Source organism: Hymenobacter terricola (genome assembly GCF_017921975.2).
Taxonomy (GTDB): Bacteria; Bacteroidota; Bacteroidia; order Cytophagales; family Hymenobacteraceae; genus Hymenobacter; species Hymenobacter terricola.
In genome coordinates this window covers 48,270-64,058 of the sequence record NZ_JAGEMO020000003.1, presented here as the reverse complement: position 1 = coordinate 64,058, position 15,789 = coordinate 48,270, and the positions used below count along the sequence as shown (strand labels likewise).

The 15,789-nt window shown below is 56.9% G+C and carries 17 protein-coding genes, 1 tRNA gene and 1 pseudogene; 5 read left to right on the top strand and 14 right to left on the bottom strand.

Annotated features, from left to right (window positions below; translation table 11 throughout):
- Positions 1-7: 7 nt before the first annotated feature.
- Positions 8-613, top strand: coding sequence for an imm11 family protein (locus J4G38_RS03480; RefSeq protein ID WP_210515569.1), 606 nt, complete (start codon positions 8-10; stop codon positions 611-613).
- Here J4G38_RS03480 and J4G38_RS03475 read toward each other — a convergent pair.
- Both J4G38_RS03475 and parS read right to left on the bottom strand, forming a co-directional pair.
- Positions 610-1,062, bottom strand: coding sequence for an RES family NAD+ phosphorylase (locus J4G38_RS03475; RefSeq protein ID WP_210515571.1), 453 nt, complete (start codon positions 1,060-1,062; stop codon positions 610-612). The genes J4G38_RS03480 and J4G38_RS03475 overlap by 4 nt on opposite strands.
- Before the next feature lie 107 nt (positions 1,063-1,169).
- Positions 1,170-1,568: a type II RES/Xre toxin-antitoxin system antitoxin gene (gene parS, locus J4G38_RS03470; protein ID WP_226163123.1), complete on the bottom strand. Its 399-nt coding sequence runs from the start codon at positions 1,566-1,568 to the stop codon at positions 1,170-1,172.
- A 214-nt stretch (positions 1,569-1,782) separates the two neighbouring features.
- On the opposite strand from parS, the gene J4G38_RS03465 reads away from it, so the two are divergent.
- From J4G38_RS03465 to J4G38_RS03455, 3 genes are all read left to right on the top strand, one after another.
- Positions 1,783-1,956, top strand: a complete 174-nt coding sequence (locus J4G38_RS03465; protein ID WP_210515575.1) for a hypothetical protein — start codon at positions 1,783-1,785, stop codon at positions 1,954-1,956.
- Complete coding sequence (locus tag J4G38_RS03460) at positions 1,956-2,213, top strand: hypothetical protein (protein ID WP_210515577.1); 258 nt, start codon at positions 1,956-1,958, stop codon at positions 2,211-2,213. Before J4G38_RS03465 ends, J4G38_RS03460 begins: the two co-directional genes overlap by 1 nt.
- Before the next feature lie 179 nt (positions 2,214-2,392).
- Positions 2,393-2,785: an amidohydrolase family protein gene (locus tag J4G38_RS03455; protein WP_210515578.1), complete on the top strand. Its 393-nt coding sequence runs from the start codon at positions 2,393-2,395 to the stop codon at positions 2,783-2,785.
- On the opposite strand, the gene bshB1 is transcribed toward J4G38_RS03455, so the two are convergent.
- The 8 genes from bshB1 to J4G38_RS03415 all read right to left on the bottom strand — a co-directional run bounded on the left by bshB1 (position 2,777) and on the right by J4G38_RS03415 (position 11,776).
- Positions 2,777-3,496: a bacillithiol biosynthesis deacetylase BshB1 gene (gene bshB1 / locus J4G38_RS03450; RefSeq protein ID WP_210515764.1), complete on the bottom strand. Its 720-nt coding sequence runs from the start codon at positions 3,494-3,496 to the stop codon at positions 2,777-2,779. The genes J4G38_RS03455 and bshB1 overlap by 9 nt on opposite strands.
- A 133-nt stretch (positions 3,497-3,629) precedes the next feature.
- Positions 3,630-4,748, bottom strand: coding sequence for a M23 family metallopeptidase (locus J4G38_RS28870; RefSeq protein WP_317198175.1), 1,119 nt, complete (start codon positions 4,746-4,748; stop codon positions 3,630-3,632).
- A 126-nt stretch (positions 4,749-4,874) separates the two neighbouring features.
- Complete coding sequence (gene trxB / locus J4G38_RS03440) at positions 4,875-5,810, bottom strand: thioredoxin-disulfide reductase (RefSeq protein ID WP_210515579.1); 936 nt, start codon at positions 5,808-5,810, stop codon at positions 4,875-4,877.
- Positions 5,811-6,014: 204 nt separating this feature from the next.
- A complete protein-coding gene (locus J4G38_RS03435) occupies positions 6,015-6,878 on the bottom strand; it encodes a sigma-70 family RNA polymerase sigma factor (protein WP_035566352.1) in 864 nt (287 codons plus the stop codon).
- A gap of 123 nt (positions 6,879-7,001) precedes the next feature.
- A complete protein-coding gene (gene pnp / locus J4G38_RS03430) occupies positions 7,002-9,173 on the bottom strand; it encodes a polyribonucleotide nucleotidyltransferase (protein WP_210515580.1) in 2,172 nt (723 codons plus the stop codon).
- Between the two features lie 200 nt (positions 9,174-9,373).
- On the bottom strand, positions 9,374-9,649 hold the full coding sequence (rpsO, locus tag J4G38_RS03425; RefSeq protein WP_210515581.1) for a 30S ribosomal protein S15: 276 nt from the start codon (positions 9,647-9,649) through the stop codon (positions 9,374-9,376).
- Positions 9,650-9,821: 172 nt separating this feature from the next.
- Positions 9,822-11,267, bottom strand: coding sequence for an LptF/LptG family permease (locus tag J4G38_RS03420; RefSeq protein ID WP_210515582.1), 1,446 nt, complete (start codon positions 11,265-11,267; stop codon positions 9,822-9,824).
- Positions 11,268-11,368: 101 nt separating this feature from the next.
- Positions 11,369-11,776: an START-like domain-containing protein gene (locus J4G38_RS03415; RefSeq protein WP_226163122.1), complete on the bottom strand. Its 408-nt coding sequence runs from the start codon at positions 11,774-11,776 to the stop codon at positions 11,369-11,371.
- A 137-nt stretch (positions 11,777-11,913) separates the two neighbouring features.
- Between J4G38_RS03415 and J4G38_RS03410 the strand changes: the two genes are divergently transcribed.
- Positions 11,914-11,987: transfer RNA gene (locus J4G38_RS03410), tRNA-Met, on the top strand.
- 192 nt (positions 11,988-12,179) lie between these two features.
- Here the strand turns inward: J4G38_RS03410 and rplT are convergent.
- The 4 genes and pseudogenes from rplT to thrS form a co-directional block, all read right to left on the bottom strand.
- On the bottom strand, positions 12,180-12,524 hold the full coding sequence (gene rplT, locus J4G38_RS03405) for a 50S ribosomal protein L20 (protein ID WP_070728591.1): 345 nt from the start codon (positions 12,522-12,524) through the stop codon (positions 12,180-12,182).
- 155 nt (positions 12,525-12,679) lie between these two features.
- Positions 12,680-12,874: a 50S ribosomal protein L35 gene (rpmI, locus tag J4G38_RS03400; RefSeq protein ID WP_046242504.1), complete on the bottom strand. Its 195-nt coding sequence runs from the start codon at positions 12,872-12,874 to the stop codon at positions 12,680-12,682.
- A 201-nt stretch (positions 12,875-13,075) separates the two neighbouring features.
- Positions 13,076-13,633: pseudogene (infC, locus tag J4G38_RS03395) on the bottom strand (translation initiation factor IF-3); the annotation flags it as partial.
- Positions 13,634-13,845: 212 nt separating this feature from the next.
- Positions 13,846-15,780: a threonine--tRNA ligase gene (gene thrS, locus J4G38_RS03390; RefSeq protein ID WP_210515583.1), complete on the bottom strand. Its 1,935-nt coding sequence runs from the start codon at positions 15,778-15,780 to the stop codon at positions 13,846-13,848.
- Between the last annotated feature and the right edge of the window lie 9 nt (positions 15,781-15,789).

The following is a 15,789-nucleotide window of genomic DNA, read 5'->3' as shown; positions in this document are numbered from 1 at the left end:
ACGCTAAATGGCCCATTTTTCCCTCAGCCCGCAAGACAGTCGTCATGCTGCGGTTGCCTGTGCCCCAGAGAATATTCTGCCATACTTTACGATTATGGCAGAAATAATAAATCAAAATAAAATTCCGTTCGACCTGACCTTAAAAAAGGTTTCCTTTGGAAAAAGCGGAAGTGTTGAATCCCCCAATTTAAGTGGCTTAAAGCATCAGTGGTTTGATTACCTACCTAATACTTTTGCTTGGCCTGTCATGTCAGAAAGATTGCGTGAAATTATTGATTATCACGCCTCTGGTGATGAGCAATATGAATGGATTCGGGTGAACATCAACTCAGAAACAAGCGGGTTTCGCAGATACTTCATGCTCAGGTTTAAGAAGCAAAATGATGTATTAGACCTGGAAAAGTCTGTTTTCCATAAGCTCATTAATAAGCCTAAATTTCTTGTTAACCCTGCTTTTTCGCAAGAGAAAATAGCCAACCTATGTGTATTTGGTCGGCCTGATGACATGTTCTGGCAAATTCCATCCGGAATTTATGTAAGCCGTCAAGTTTGGGAGGATGCTCGGCGCAAAGGTTTAGCGGGCTTACATTTTGAAAATGCACGCATTTTCTAGCTTTCCTTAATCCGCGGGTCAAATTCAAAATCCTCCCAGCCGACGATGCGAATCTGCCCAAAATCGGGGTGGCGGGTGTTGAGCACGTAGTTGTGCTCATGGGCGATGATAGACGAGGGCACGCGCAGCACAGCGGCTTCCTGGCGCTGGTACCAGGCGGCACCCAGGGGCTGGCAGCGGGCGTAGTGACGCGGTAGCTGCCATTCCTCGGGCATTTGAGCAAGCGTTAGCTCTTCGATGGGCAGGACGTCGGGCACTTCAATGCGGATGACTTTGAAGAGGCTGTTGAGCCCTTCGCCGCTGCGGTGCACCACGTTTTCGAGGCAGGCCAGGGCGCGGCTGCCGGCGGCGTAGATGACCAGCTGGCCGCGCAGGTTCCAACGGCCGGGGTTGCCGGACGCGACTAGTTCGTCGGCGTATTTGGCCAGGCAGATGCGGTAGATTTCCACTTCGGTTAGTTGTCAGCTGCTCGTTTTCAGCTATTAGTCGATGACCGTCAGTGCTTTTAGTTTTTTTTCTGACAACTAACAACGAGCAACTGACCACTACAAACAAATCAGGCGAAGTCGCCGTGGGCTATGCGGTCTACTTCGTCGGCTACCAGGTCGATGCCGCCGCTGGTTTCGAGCAGGGCGAGCGGGGCCTGGTTGTCGAGGCCGTAGGCGGGCTTGTCGAGCCAGCGCCGGAAAGCAGGCTGCGTGCCAAAAACCTCCTCGCCGTGGCGGGCCAGGGACAGCAGTTTGAGGATTTGCTCGCTGGCGGCGGGGCCGAGGCGCTTTTTGGCCTGGCGGTAGGTGCGCAGGGTTTTGGTGGTGGTGTGGAGGAGGTCGGCCAACTCGTCGGCGCTGAGTTGGAGCAGGGCGGCGACGTCAAAGGCAGTTTTAGCCAGCACGCCGGTGCGCGCCTCCATCACCAAGGCAAAAGAATCGGCCACGGTGGCTTGCAGTCCAAGCAAAGCGGGTGAATAAACGGCGGACGGATGAGCAGCGGCGGCAGCCATAGTGATAAGTATAATATGCTTTCCCAAAGGTGGGAAATATTTCCGTAGTAACGAGAAATATTTCCTTTTCGTTTCCAGAGAAGTACGCTCTCACTGTTGAAAACAGTGCAGAACTGCGCCTGGGTGCCTGCGTTAGTCTACTTCTCCTCACCATTCGCCTTCCTCTCTCGTGCGCATCGTCACCCTCGAAGAGCACATTTCCTTTCCCGACATGGTCAACCGCATTAGCCCGGTGGTACGAGCTGAGGCTGGCTGGCCGGTTGAGAATAACCCGCAGTCGCCGGTGGCGCAGCAGGAAGAACAGTTGCGGGAAATTGAATTGGCGCCGAAAGGCTGCGGCTGATGAATGCGGCTAGTGTTTCGGTGCAGGTGCTGTCGGTATCGGGGCCGGGCGCGGAGCTGCTGGCTGCCACCGCAGGCCCGGCGTTTGCCCGCGAGTACAACGACCGCATGGCCCAGGCCCAGGCCATTGCCATTGCCATTGCCGCGCACCCCACGCAGTTTGCCGGTTTTGCCTACCTGTCCACCACCAACCCCGCAGCGGCCGCCGGGGAACTGGAGCGCACGGTGAAAACCACTGTTTCCGGGGCACACTGCTGAACGGCACCACCAACGGGCAATTTCTGGATGCCCCGGAATTTGCGCCGCTGCTGGCCAAAGCCGAGGAACTGGACGTGTCGCTCTACCTCCACCCCGGTATTCCGCCGGTAGCCGGTGCGCGGTGCGTACTATAACCACCTGCCGCACAAAATGGGGCTCCGGCTGGCTATGGCTGGCACATGGAAAAGGCCGTGCACGTACCGCGCCTGGTGCTGGCCGGCACCCTTGACCGCTACCTGCGCCGGCAGCTCATCATCGGGCACATGGGCGAAACCCTGCCTGTGATGATGGCTCGCTGCGACATGACCATGCCCCAAAAGCAAACCCGCCTCACGCGTGCCATCAGCCAAATGCTACGCAACCAAGTGCACCTCACCACTAGCGGCATTTTCACGCGTCCGCCGCCCGAAGCCGCGCTGGCCACGTTCGGCGTGGACCGCATCCTGTTTTTAGTAGATTATCCGTATGCCGAAAACGCCCAGGGCCGCCAGTTTCTGGATGGGCTGGTGCCGCCCGCCGAGGTAGAGAAGCGGGCCTACGGCAACGCCGACCAGCTGCTGAAGCTACAGTAAATCCCCTACCTCGCGCACGCCCACGGGGCGCGCCACCGTGAAGCCCTCGCCGAACTCGACGCCGATGATGTGGCCGAACTCCCGCGCCCGCGCTTCCATAAACCGGCCGAAGGCCTGGCTGGAGAGGTAGGTTTGCGGGGCATCGAGGGAGGGGTTGAAGAACTGGGTATTGAAGGCCTGGATGGCTTCCCACTTCTTCTCCCAATAGGGCGTGATGTCGACCACGAAAGCGGGCGGCAGCTGGCGGTCCTGGATGTAATGGTACACGTTTTTGGGTCGCCAGGCGGCTTGCGGCCGGCCGTCGTCACCAAAGGTTTCAATCATGCGCAAGCCGGCCAGAAAGCAGGCGTCAATGGCCAGTTGGGCAGCCCGGCCGTGGTCGGGGTGCCGGTCCTCGATGGCGTTGGCCAGCACTACCTCGGGCTGGTAACGGCGGATGGCGGCGATGAGCGGCAGCTGATGCTCCCGGTCGTTGCGGAAGAAACCATCGGGCAGGCCCAGGTTTTCGCGAATATCGATGCCCAGAATTTTACTGGAAGCAGCGGCTTCGGCCGCACGGATGGCGGGCGTGCCGCGGGTGCCTAGCTCGCCCCGCGTGAAGTCGACGATGCCGACTTTTTTGCCAGCGGCCATGCTGGCCAGCAGCGTGCCAGTGCACGACATTTCAACGTCGTCGGGGTGGGCGCCCAGCGCCAGAACATCAAGCTTTATCACGGATGTAGTCGAATTTGACAAATTGCACAGATTATTATTGGTCTCAGCCAAGTTCACGGCTTTTTTAGATACCAGCAGAATGGGGCACAGAAATCCGTGTAATCCCTCAAATCTGACTACATCCGTGATGCTATTTTATGCGCAGCTTCTTGCCGGGCTGCAAGGTTTTTACGCCGGGGTTTAGCCGTTTCAGGGTGCTTACGCGGACGCCATACCGCTCGGCTACTTCCGAAAGGGTATCGCCGGAGCGCACCTTGTGCGTGACAACCTGCCGGGCCCGTGAGGGCCGACCGCCGCCACTGCTGCGGCTACGTCCCACCGCCCGGCTGTAGTAGTTGAACAACTGCGAGGTGATGGTGAAATTGTCCTTCCGCAGCCGATAGCCAGGGAAGTCGTACATCAACGCCGGGTTGATGGGGTTGCCCTGGTACCGCACCTCAAAGTGCAGGTGCGAGCCCGTGCTGCGCCCCGTGCTGCCGCCGTAGCCAATGAGCTGGCCCGCCTTTACGAAGGTGCCCACGGGCACCAGGGCCTTGCTCATGTGCCCGTAAATCGTCTCCAAACCATTGTAGTGACGCACCAGAATGTAGTTGCCGTAGCCACCGCCGTCCCAGGCGTTGATGCGGACTACGCCGTCGTAAGCAGCGCGCACTGAGTCGCCGGTTTCCAGGTCCAGGTCCATGCCGTAGTGCCAACGGTACCCCCGGAAGGCAAACCCCGACGTAATGGGCGTTTTCACCAGTGGCATTTTCGCGTAGCGCTGCCGGGGCGGGTCGGTGAGGTGCAGCTTGAGCGAGTCGCGGTAGCTGCGGCCGTCTACCCGGTACGGGTTCACGCGGTGGGTATCCCAGATGGAATAATAGCCCGCCACTTTCACCCATGACGAGTCGATGAGCACCTCATCCGACATTTCCACGATTTCCTGCCCGCCCTCGTTCAGCGTCGTGGTGTCTTCGCTCACGATACTGAGCTTTTTAGCGGGGTTGAAGTAGATGGATTTCGCGGCGTCGGAGTTGTCGTCGGGCAGCTCTTCAGTTTCAATAACCGTGGTTGTATCCGGCCGCACATAGCGCATTTTCGGCGTTTTAATGCGGAAAAAGTCGGAATTACCGGTGGTGCTGCCGGCCTTGGTTTTAGTGCGCGGTGGCTTACGGCGCTGTGCCTGGGCCGGGCTCAGCCCTACCAGCAGCAGCAATAACGCCAGCAGCAGCAGGACCGGGCGCCAGTGGGAATTTTTCAGAAAAATCAAAAGCAGACGGAAAAAGGCCGGTGCAAAGGTTTTACAACCCCCACCCCGCGCCGTTCATTCAAGACGAAGCAGAAAGAAAAGACGAACCACAAAGCTCGCCTTTTCTAACACGTCGATGCAAGGAAATTAGTGTATGCCCAATGCCGCCAAATAGCGTTCGGCGTCGAGCGCGGCCATGCAGCCGGTGCCAGCGGCCGTCACGGCCTGCCGGTAAGTGAAGTCCTGCACGTCACCACAAGCAAACACGCCGTCCACATTGGTTTTACTGGTACCAGGAATGGTTTTCAGATAGCCCTGCTCGTCGTGGTGCAAATAGGGCTGAAAAATCTTGGAATTGGGCTCGTGGCCAATGGCCACAAAGAAGCCCGTCAAGGCAATTTCGCGGGTTTCGTGCGTCATCAGGTTCTTCACCCGCACGCCTTCCACGCTGTGCTCGCCCAGAATCTCATCGGTGACGGTATCAAACAGCACCTCAATCTTGGGGTTGTCCAGCACGCGCTGCTGCATGATTTTCGAGGCTTTCATCTCGCTTTTGCGCACTATCATGGTCACCTTGCTGCACAGGTTGGCGAGGTACGTCGCTTCCTCAGCCGCCGTGTCGCCAGCGCCCACAATGGCCACTTCCTGACCGCGGTAGAAGAATCCATCACAAACCGCACAGGCCGACACGCCCGAGCCGTTCAACTTGGCTTCCGACGGAATCCCCAGCCACTTGGCCGAAGCACCCGTGGCAATAATCACGGCATCGGCCGTCAGTTCAATGGATTCGTCAATCGTAATTTTGCGCGGATGCACCGAGAAATCCACCGCCGTAGCAATGCCGTAGCGGATATCGGTACCGAAGCGGGAAGCCTGCTTTTTCAGGTCTTCCATCATCTGCGGGCCCATCACGCCATCGGCGTAGCCCGGGAAATTCTCCACGTCATTGGTAATGGTAAGCTGGCCGCCGGGCTGCAGGCCCATGTACATCACGGGCGCCATGTTGGCCCGGGCAGCGTAGATGGCGGCGGTATAACCGGCTGGGCCGGACCCTATGATAAGGCATTTGATGTGTTCAGACATTTTGCATTGTAGCGCGAAGCCCTGCTCCGCACATCATTGAACGATGAAAATAAAACGGCTAACGGCACCACCGGAGCGCAAAGCCAGAACTGACTAAGTCGAACTTCGTTTCGCGCGACAGCCAGGTAGACGCCGATGAACGCCGAACCGTACAAAAAACCCCAACCTGCCGGTCGGGGTTTTTCAATTCGCAAAACTAATTGATTAGCCGAGATAAGGCTTCAGCGCTTTCGAGCGCGACGTGTGCCGCAACCGCCGGATAGCCTTCTCTTTAATCTGACGCACCCGCTCACGGGTCAGGTTAAATTTCTCGCCGATTTCCTCCAAAGTCAGCGCGGCTTCGCCGTTTAACCCGAAGTACAGCGTGATAACATCCGCCTCGCGCTTGGTGAGCGTGCTCAGGGCGCGCTGCACCTCCTTGCGGAGCGAGTCGTTCATCAAAGCCATGTCCGGCGACTCTTCGTCCTCGTTTTCGAGTACGTCGAGCAAACGGTTTTCTTCGCCTTGCACAAAAGGAGCGTCCACCGATACGTGGCGGCCGCTGATTTTCAGCGTATCAACCACTTCGGAAGTGGTCAACTCCAGCACTTCAGCAATTTCTTCGGGCGAAGGCTCACGTTCGAACTTCTGCTCCAACTCGGAGAAAGATTTGCTGATTTTGTTCAGCGAACCTACACGATTCAGGGGCAAACGCACAATGCGGCTTTGCTCGGCCAGGGCCTGCAGAATGGACTGACGAATCCACCACACGGCGTAGGAAATGAATTTAAAACCGCGGGTTTCATCAAAGCGTTTGGCCGCTTTGATAAGACCGAGGTTGCCCTCATTGATGAGGTCACCGAGGCTAAGGCCTTGGTTCTGATATTGCTTAGCTACCGACACCACGAAACGCAGGTTGGCTTTGGTCAATTTTTCCAGCGCCTGCTGGTCCCCGTCGCGGATACGCTGCGCGAGCGTTACCTCCTCGTCGGGCGTGAGCAAATCAACCTTGCCAATCTCCTGGAGGTATTTATCCAGCGACTGGCTTTCGCGGTTGGTAATCTGCTTACTAATTTTTAGCTGTCTCATTGGGGACTAGGTAAGAACGATATCTGATGGGGTTATACGAAAGAAAAAGCCGTCCGGACAGTCCCCTAAGTCAGAGGAAGCCAACAGGCTTCCCCTCACATTAGTTCGGGACTCTCAGCGTAGCTACGCTTGGGCTTCGCCGTTGCTGGCAGCAGCCGCTTCGGGTTTCGGTAGCAACACCTTGCGCGAGAGCCGGTATTTGCCGGTTTTCTTGTCAATTTCCACCAGTTTCACGTCAATGTCCTGCCCTACTTCCAGCAAGCCTTCCAGCGTCTGAATCCGCTCGTGCGTCACTTCCGAGATGTGCAACAGGCCGTCTTTGCCCGGCATAATCTCCACGAAAGCGCCATAAGGCTGAATGCTGCGCACTTTGCCTTTGTAGATTTCGCCTACTTCCGGCTGAGCCGCAATGGCCCGAATCCGGTCGATAGCGCCCTGCATATCCTCCTGGTTGGAGGCATAGATGCTTACGTGGCCCTTCTCGTCCTTCTCCTCGATAATCACCGTAGCGTTGGTATCCTTCTGGATTTGCTGGATAACCTTGCCACCCGGCCCGATGATAGCACCGATAAATTCTTTGTCGATGAGCATCTTGTGCGAGCGCGGCGTGTGAGGCTTCAGCTCGGCAGCCGGCGCGGCAATGGTTTTTGCCATCTCACGCAGGATGTGCAGGCGGCCTTCACGAGCCTGGTGCAAGGCAGCCGTCAGAATCTCATTGCTCAGGCCTTGGATTTTGATGTCCATCTGGCAGGCGCAAATGCCTTTCTCAGTGCCGGTTACCTTGAAGTCCATGTCGCCGAGGTGGTCCTCGTCGCCGAGAATGTCGCTCAGCACGGCGTATTCCCCGGTTTCCTTATCCTGCACCAGGCCCATCGCGATGCCGGCAACAGCACCCGTAATTTTCACACCAGCATCCATCAGCGCCAGCGAGCCGGCGCAAACCGTGGCCATCGAGCTGGAGCCGTTCGACTCCAGGATGTCCGACACGATGCGGATGGTGTAAGGGTTTTCGTCTTCGGGCGGCAGCACCTGCTTCAGCGAGCGCAGAGCCAGGTTGCCGTGGCCGATTTCGCGGCGGCCAGCGCCCCGGTTCGGCTTCACTTCGCCGGTCGAGAAACCGGGGAAGTTGTAGTGCAGCATGAATTTCGAGTAGCCTTTGGTCAGCGGCTGGTCGATGATTTGCTCATCCAGCTTGGTACCGAGCGTGGCCGTGGTCAAACTCTGGGTTTCACCACGGGTAAAAATAGCCGAGCCATGTGCACCCGGCAGATAGTTGATTTCCGACCAGATAGGGCGAATTTCAGTAAGCTGGCGGCCGTCGAGGCGAACCCGCTCCTTCACCATCATGTCGCGGATGGCCTTCTTCTCTGCCGAGCTGTGGTAGCGGCTGAACATTTTCGTATCCAGTTCGGGCTGCTCCGCGATTAGCTTTTCCAGGAAAGCCTTTTTTACCAGCGAGAAGCCTTCCTTGCGGCCGCCCTTGCTGGTGTTGCCGCTGCGGGCTACGTCGTAAGCACCCTGGTAGATGCCTTCGTGGATGCGCTGCTTCAGCTCGTGGTTCTCATCGTATTTGGGGTACTCGCGGGTTGGCGAATCGGCCGTGCGGCCCACAGCCGCGGCCAACTCCTTCTGCATCTGGCACTGGGCCTTGATGGCTTCGTGGCCGAAGGCAATGGCCGCCACCATTTCCTCTTCGCTCACTTCCTTCATGGCACCTTCCACCATGGCCACGGAATCGGCAGTAGCGCCCACCATCAGGTCCATGTCGGCGCGGGCCAGGTCGGAAGTCTTGGGGTTAATCTGGAACTGGCCGTCGATGCGAGCCACGCGCACTTCGGAAATCGGGCCAGCAAACGGAATGTCGGAAATCGACAAGGCAGCCGAAGCGGCCAAAGCAGCCAGTGCATCGGGCTGAACTTCTTTGTCGGCAGAGATGAGCGTAATCATCACCTGCACTTCGTAGTGGTAGTCTTTGGGGAACATCGGCCGCAGAATGCGGTCGACGAGGCGGCAGACCAGGATTTCGTAGTCGCTCAGGCGGCCTTCGCGGCGCTGGAACGAACCGGGAATCTTGCCGGCCGAGCCGAATTTTTCCTGGTAATCCACCGACAGCGGCAGAAAATCAACGCCGTCGCGCTGGCTTGGGGCCGACACTACCGTGGCGAGCAGCATGGTGTCACCGAGGCGAACCACGACGGCGCCGTCGGCAAATTTGGCCAGCTTGCCGGTTTCGATGGAGATAACGCGGCCGTCGGGCAGCGCCAGGGTTTTGGTAATGGCGTGGGGTTGGGACATCAGCGGGATTTGCTTAGAAAAGCGACAGCGGGCGAGCAGCCAAAAACGAGTACCGCGCACGGCCCTCGTTACTCAAGTAAACTCAACAACAATGCGGCGCGATAAAACATGCCACGGGCCAGCCTCGGCGCCAAACCGACCCGAACAAAAAAAGAGTAGGGAACCTTCGTTGGAAGGCTCCCTACTCTCAGATTCCGGACTTACTTACGGATGCCCAGCTCTTTGATGATGGCGCGGTAACGGTTGATTTCGCGGTGCTGCAGGTAATCCAACATGCGGCGGCGCTTACCTACCAGCTTCAACAGGCCCAGACGCGTGCTGTGGTCCTTTTTGTTGGCCTTGAGGTGCTCGGTGAGGTGAATGATGCGGTGGGTGAAGAGGCCAATCTGGGCCTCGGCCGAACCGGTATCGGTTTTCACTTTCTGAAGGCTGTTCTTTTCAAAAATGCCTTGTTTTACTTCGGTGGTCAATTTCATCGGCTGATAGGTGGTACCCCGTCTTTAGATTTTAAGAATGAGAAAAAGATAAACAGATACCCCACACATTGGGGTGCCGCAAAGGTACGGAATTTAAAAACAGGAGAAAAGCACGATGCCGTAATTTTTCGGTATCGCCGCAGTCTGGCTTTTGATGGGCTAAAAGGGGAACCTATTCCTCGACTGGCGCAGTGATTTTACGCAGGGACGGAATACCTAACCGCTGCGGCAGCCGCCGCCAGAAATCCAGCTCCAGCAGGCCCGAATCGTTGTAAGCCTGATAGAGGAAGAACAGCCCCGCCGGCAACAGCACCAGGTTCGACATCCACATGCCCAGTCCCACCGGCATCACGAACTCGCGGCCATACTTTTCGCCCATGATGCTGAGCACGTAGTAAACAATGAAGAAAAGGATGGATACCAGAATCGGCACGCCCAGGCCACCTTTTTTGATAATGGAACCCAACGGAGCCCCAATCAAAAACATCAGCAGCACAGCCACCGACTGCGAATACTTGCGATACACCTCAATGCGAAACAAGGCCGAGTTCTTGGCCATGTCAGTCAATCGCTCCGATGTGGAATTTGCGAACGAGCGAAGGTTACGGGCGCGATTGGTGGCTTGCTGGATGGTGGCAACGCTGGCAACGGGCAGGCGACTAACCGGAACTTTCCAGTTTTCTACTTTGCGGTTGGCTGCTCGCCCCACGGTATCGAACCGGATGAAGGTGTAATAGGCGTTCATTTGGCGAGGCAACAGATGCTCCTCGATGCGCAGCTTCTTCTGCACCGAATCGGTGGCATAATGGAGTTGCGGAATGTTAAGCATCATCCGATTCTCCTTAAACAACTCCTGCGGCGTACGGCCAAGGCTAAACGAAGCCAGCGAAAACGTGACCGTATTATGGTCAAATCCTTGCCGGATAAAACTAGCGCCGGCCCGGTCCGTGGCATCGGGCTGCTCAATGTAGTTGTGGCCGTGGAAAAGCTCCAGGCCCAGATAGCCGCCATTAAAGCGGGTGAACATGCGGCCCGAGTCGGCCAGCATCACCATGGCATTGCCCGATTTTTGGGTGTGGTCATAAATCATGACCCCGTGCAACCGGTCACCGTTTTCGCCCGTTTTCTTATCAACCTTGATGGTGTAACCAGGAATGCCGTTGTAAAAGACGCCCTCCCGGATGTCGAGAGCCAATTTTTGTTGGCGTACGTCCCAGAGCAAGCTGTAGGCTTTTAGGTTGGCCCGGGGCACAATGGTTTCGTTGAACCAGAACGCCCCCACCGCCAGGGCCACCGTAAGCAGCAGCACCGGCCGCAAAATCCGCGTCAGGGCTATACCAGAAGCCTTAATCGCAGTCAATTCGTGGTGTTCGCCCAGATTGCCGTAGGTCATCAGCGAAGAGAGCAACACGGCCAATGGCAGCGAAACCGGCACGATTAGCACACTGAAATAGAACAGCAGCTGCAACAGCACGGCCGTTCCCAAATCCTTGCCGATGATATCATCAAGGTATTTGAGCAGCGTGTGGGTAAGCAGAATGAACTGCACCACCGCGAAAGTGAGCAAAAATGGCCCGGCAAAGGCCTTCAGAATGAGCTTATCGAGCTTTTTGAGCATAGTGTGCGGCGCCGGGCTGTTGTTTTACGCCAGCCCCAAAACGAAAACCAGTTGGAAAAAGTACCTGAAAAACCGCGCCCCAAGGCGTTATTTCCCGACAGCTACCCTCCTACTTGTTCCCGCAGCTTGGCCACCAGGCCTTCCCACAGTTCGTGTTGCTCAGCAGCATCATGGCCCGCCGAATAATCGACCACGCGCAGGTATACTTCATCAGTTACCTGCGAGGAGTCGAGGGTGAACTCCAGAAAATTTGCATCTACCACCGGCTGGCGATGGTCATCGAGGAATACGAAGCGCACGGCACGGTTCAGGCGCTGTCCCGAAATTTCGGCGTAATGATTCTCATGGTCCCAGATAAAATTGAGGCGCTGCCCCTCAACATAGCGCACATCGTCGCAAAACCATTGGGTCAGTCCCGAGGCCGTAGCCAGATAAGGGAAGAGAATTTTAGGCGATGCGTTGATGGGGAATTCCACCACGAAGCGCGTTTTGATTTGAGTATCAGGCAAAGCCATAGGAATAGTCAAGGGGACCAGCGCAGAAGTCAGCACAGCACCGGCGTTATATGGGAGAAATGTCGTGTTTTTTGGCCCTGGGCCTTGCTTCGCGGCCGACGATGGCGTTACCTTTGCACCCACAAAAACCCGGCGGGGTAGCTCAGCTGGTTAGAGCACAGGATTCATAACCCTGAGGTCGGCGGTTCGAGCCCGCCTCCCGCTACGTAAAAACCGTTTCAGCCATATGCTGAAGCGGTTTTTTGCATTAGCGCGGTTCTGGCAGTAAGCAGAGCGCTGGCGCTCCTTCTTGTTCCATCCGCATTAATGGCCGCCAAGGCCGGAATTATAGGCTCAAAACAAGAAAACGCTGAACCCAAGGGCCAGCGTTTTCTTGGAGGATAGCGTGCCGGGGCAGTTATTTTGCCTTTTCCACGATGCCTTTAAATGCGGCAGGGTGGTTCAGCGCCAAATCAGCCAGCACTTTGCGGTTGAGTTCAATGCCAGCCTTTTTCAGGCCGCCCATCAGTTGCGAGTACGACAGGCCGTGCTCACGAGCGCCGGCGTTGATACGCTGAATCCAAAGGGCACGGAATTCGCGCTTCTTTACTTTACGGTCGCGGTAAGCGTAGAGCAGGCCTTTTTCAACGGCGTTTTTGGCTACGGTCCACACGTTTTTGCGACGGCCATAATAGCCTTTCGCCAAACGCATAATTTTCTTACGGCGGTGGCGCGAGGCCACGTGGTTGACACTTCTTGGCATAACCTTGAGAGTTTTTGGCAGCCGGCGACGGGTGAAGGTCTTAAGGCCGGAAGCCTGGTGAATATTTTAGTTGTTTGTTGCTCGTTGTCAGTTGCTTGTCTCAAATGGCAATGTTAGAAGTGACTAACCACTGACAATGAGCAACCGACAACTAATCAGATGTTTAGCATCTGGCGCACGCGGTTCATGTCGGCGCTACTCACGAGGCCGGTGTGGGTCAGGCCGCGCTTCTGCTTGGTCGTCTTCTTCGTGAGGATGTGCGATTTGAAGGCGTGCTTCCGCTTCACCTTGCCCGTTCCGGTGAGCGCAAAGCGCTTCTTAGCACCGGATTTCGTCTTTACTTTCGGCATTGTAGTAAGTGTTGGAGGGTTGGTTGTTGATTGTTGATTGCTGACTGACCAGTGGTCGGGAAGCCATCTTCAACCGGGTAAAGTCTATTCGGCGGCGTCGGTAGTAGCCGGCGCCGTTTCGGAGGTCTTGTCTTTGTCTTCGGCCGGCTTGGGAGCCTTCTTTTCGGCTTTAGCATCCGGAGCGACGGGTTTGGCGGCAGGTTTCACTACGGCAGCCGCTTTAGGAGCCAGGTAGAGGAACATGCGCTTGCCCTCGAGCTTGGGCAGCTGCTCAACTTTGGCAAGGTCCTCAAGGGCCTGGGCAAACTTGAGCAACAGGATTTCGCCCCGCTCTTTAAACACGATGCTGCGACCGACGAAGTGCACGTAGCTCTTGATTTTCGCGCCTTCACGCAAAAATTCCTGGGCGTGCTTCACCTTGAAGGCAAAGTCGTGCTCGTCGGTGTTAGGACCGAAGCGAATTTCCTTGAGGACCACCTTGGTCTGCTTGGCTTTCAGCTCGCGGGTTTTCTTCTTCTGCTCGTACTTAAATTTCGAGTAGTCGATGACGCGACAGACGGGCGGGGTGGCAGTAGGCGAAATCTCGACGAGGTCGAGATTTTGGTCCTGTGCCATTTTCCGGGCCTGGTCGGTCGGATAGATACCTTGCTCGACATTGTCGCCGACGAGGCGCACTTCGCGAGCCAGGATTTTTTGGTTGATTTTGAACGGCTCTTCCACCTGCTGGCGGGGCACGTACCGACGATTCGGAGCTGCTATGGTTTGGTCCTCCTGCTAAAAAAGTGGCGGGGAATGAGATTCTTGGCGGTTTAGGCCGGGTAAGGCCTGGCAATCAGGGGGCAAATATCGGCATTTTTAATTGGAAAGACAAGTGGATTGCCCATTCAATTTGTGAGGGCCGAAAAAAAGGGATATCCTGCTGCGAAAAGCTCAGCAGGACATCCCTTTTTCAATCTTCTTCTTGTTTCGGGCTAATAAGCCGCAACAATCTGGCTTTGCACGCTTTTCACGAAGGCGTCCAAAGGCATTGAGCCCAGGTCGCCTTCGCCGTGCTTGCGCACGGAAATGATGTTGTCCTGCGCTTCTTTTTCCCCAACTACCAGCAAATAAGGGATTTTGCCCATTTCGGCATCGCGGATTTTGCGGCCGATTCGCTCGTCGCGGGAATCGACGGTGCCGCGGAGTTCGCGCTGCTCCAGTTGGGCTTTCACTTCGTTGGCGTAGTCGAGGTACTTGTCCGAGATGGGCAGGACGATGAACTGCTCAGGGGTGAGCCAGAGCGGGAAGTTGCCGGCGCAGTGCTCGATGAGCACGGCCACAAAGCGCTCCAGCGAGCCGAAGGGCGCGCGATGCAGCATCACGGGCCGCTGCTTGGTGTTGTCGGGGGCTACGTATTCGAGGTCGAACCGCTCGGGCAGGTTGTAGTCGACCTGAATGGTGCCGAGCTGCCAGCGGCGGCCGAGGGCATCGCGCACCATGAAGTCAAGTTTGGGGCCGTAGAAGGCGGCTTCGCCGAGTTCGGTTACCGTGGGCAGGCCTTTTTCGGCGGCGGCTTCCTGGATGGCACTTTCGGCCAGGGCCCAGTTTTCGTCGGAGCCGATGTACTTGGTTTTGTTCTCAGGGTCGCGCAGGCTGATTTGGGCCGTATAGTCGTCAAAACCGAGGTTTTTGAAAACGTAAAGCACCAGGTCGATTACCTTTTTGAACTCGTCTTTCACCTGGTCGGGGCGGCAGAAGATGTGGGCATCGTCCTGTGTGAAGCCACGCACCCGCGTGAGGCCGTGCAGCTCGCCCGACTGCTCGTAACGGTACACGGTGCCGAATTCGGCGTAGCGCACGGGCAGGTCGCGGTAGCTGCGGGGCTCGGTTTTGTAAATTTCGCAGTGGTGCGGGCAATTCATCGGCTTGAGGAAGAATTCCTCGCCGGGGTTGGGCGTTTTGATGGGCTGGAAGGAGTCGGCGCCGTATTTCTCGTAGTGGCCGCTGGTCACGTACAGCTCTTTGGCACCGATGTGGGGCGTGACGACGGGCTGATAGCCGGCCTTCACCTGGGCTTTGCGCAGGAACTGCTCGAGGCGCTCGCGCAGAGCGGTGCCTTTGGGCAGCCACAGGGGCAGCCCCGCTCCTACTTTCTCGGAGAAAGCAAACAGCTTCAGCTCTTTGCCCAGCTTGCGGTGGTCGCGGCGCTTGGCTTCTTCGAGGCGTTCGAGGTACTCGGTGAGGTCCTTGGCCTTGGGGAAAGTGATGCCGTAGAGGCGCGTGAGCTGCTTGTTTTTCTCGTCGCCGCGCCAGTAGGCACCGGCCACATTCATGAGCTTGGCCGCCTTGATGGTGCTGGTGTCGGGGATGTGCGGGCCGCGGCAGAGGTCGGTGAAGCCGCCCTGCGTGTAGAAGGTGATTTGGCCGTCCTGAAGGCCGTCAATCAGCTCCAGCTTGTAGGGGTCCTGCTTTTCGGTGAAGTACGCAATGGCATCGGCTTTCGAAACATCCTGGCGGATGTAGCGGCTTTTGTGCTTGGCCAGCTCCAGCATTTTCTTCTCGATTTCGGGGAAATCTTCGCTGGAAATGCTCCGGCCTTCGCCCAAATCGACATCATAATAGAAGCCATTTTCGATGGCGGGACCGATGGCCAGCTTCACGCCGGGGTACAGAGCCTCCAGCGCTTCGGCCATGAGGTGAGCCGAGGAATGCCAATACGTGGCCTTGCCGGCGGCGTCATTCCAGGTGAGGATTTCAACGGCGGCATCTTCAGTAAAAGGACGGTGCAGGTCGCGGACTTCGCCGTTGACGCGCACGGCCAAGGCGTTGCGGGCCAGGCCTTCGCTGATGCTGGAGGCCAGGTCGTAGCCGGTAGTGCCGGACTCGACCTGGCGAACCGAGCCGTCGGGGAGGGTGATATTAAGCATGAGAATGAA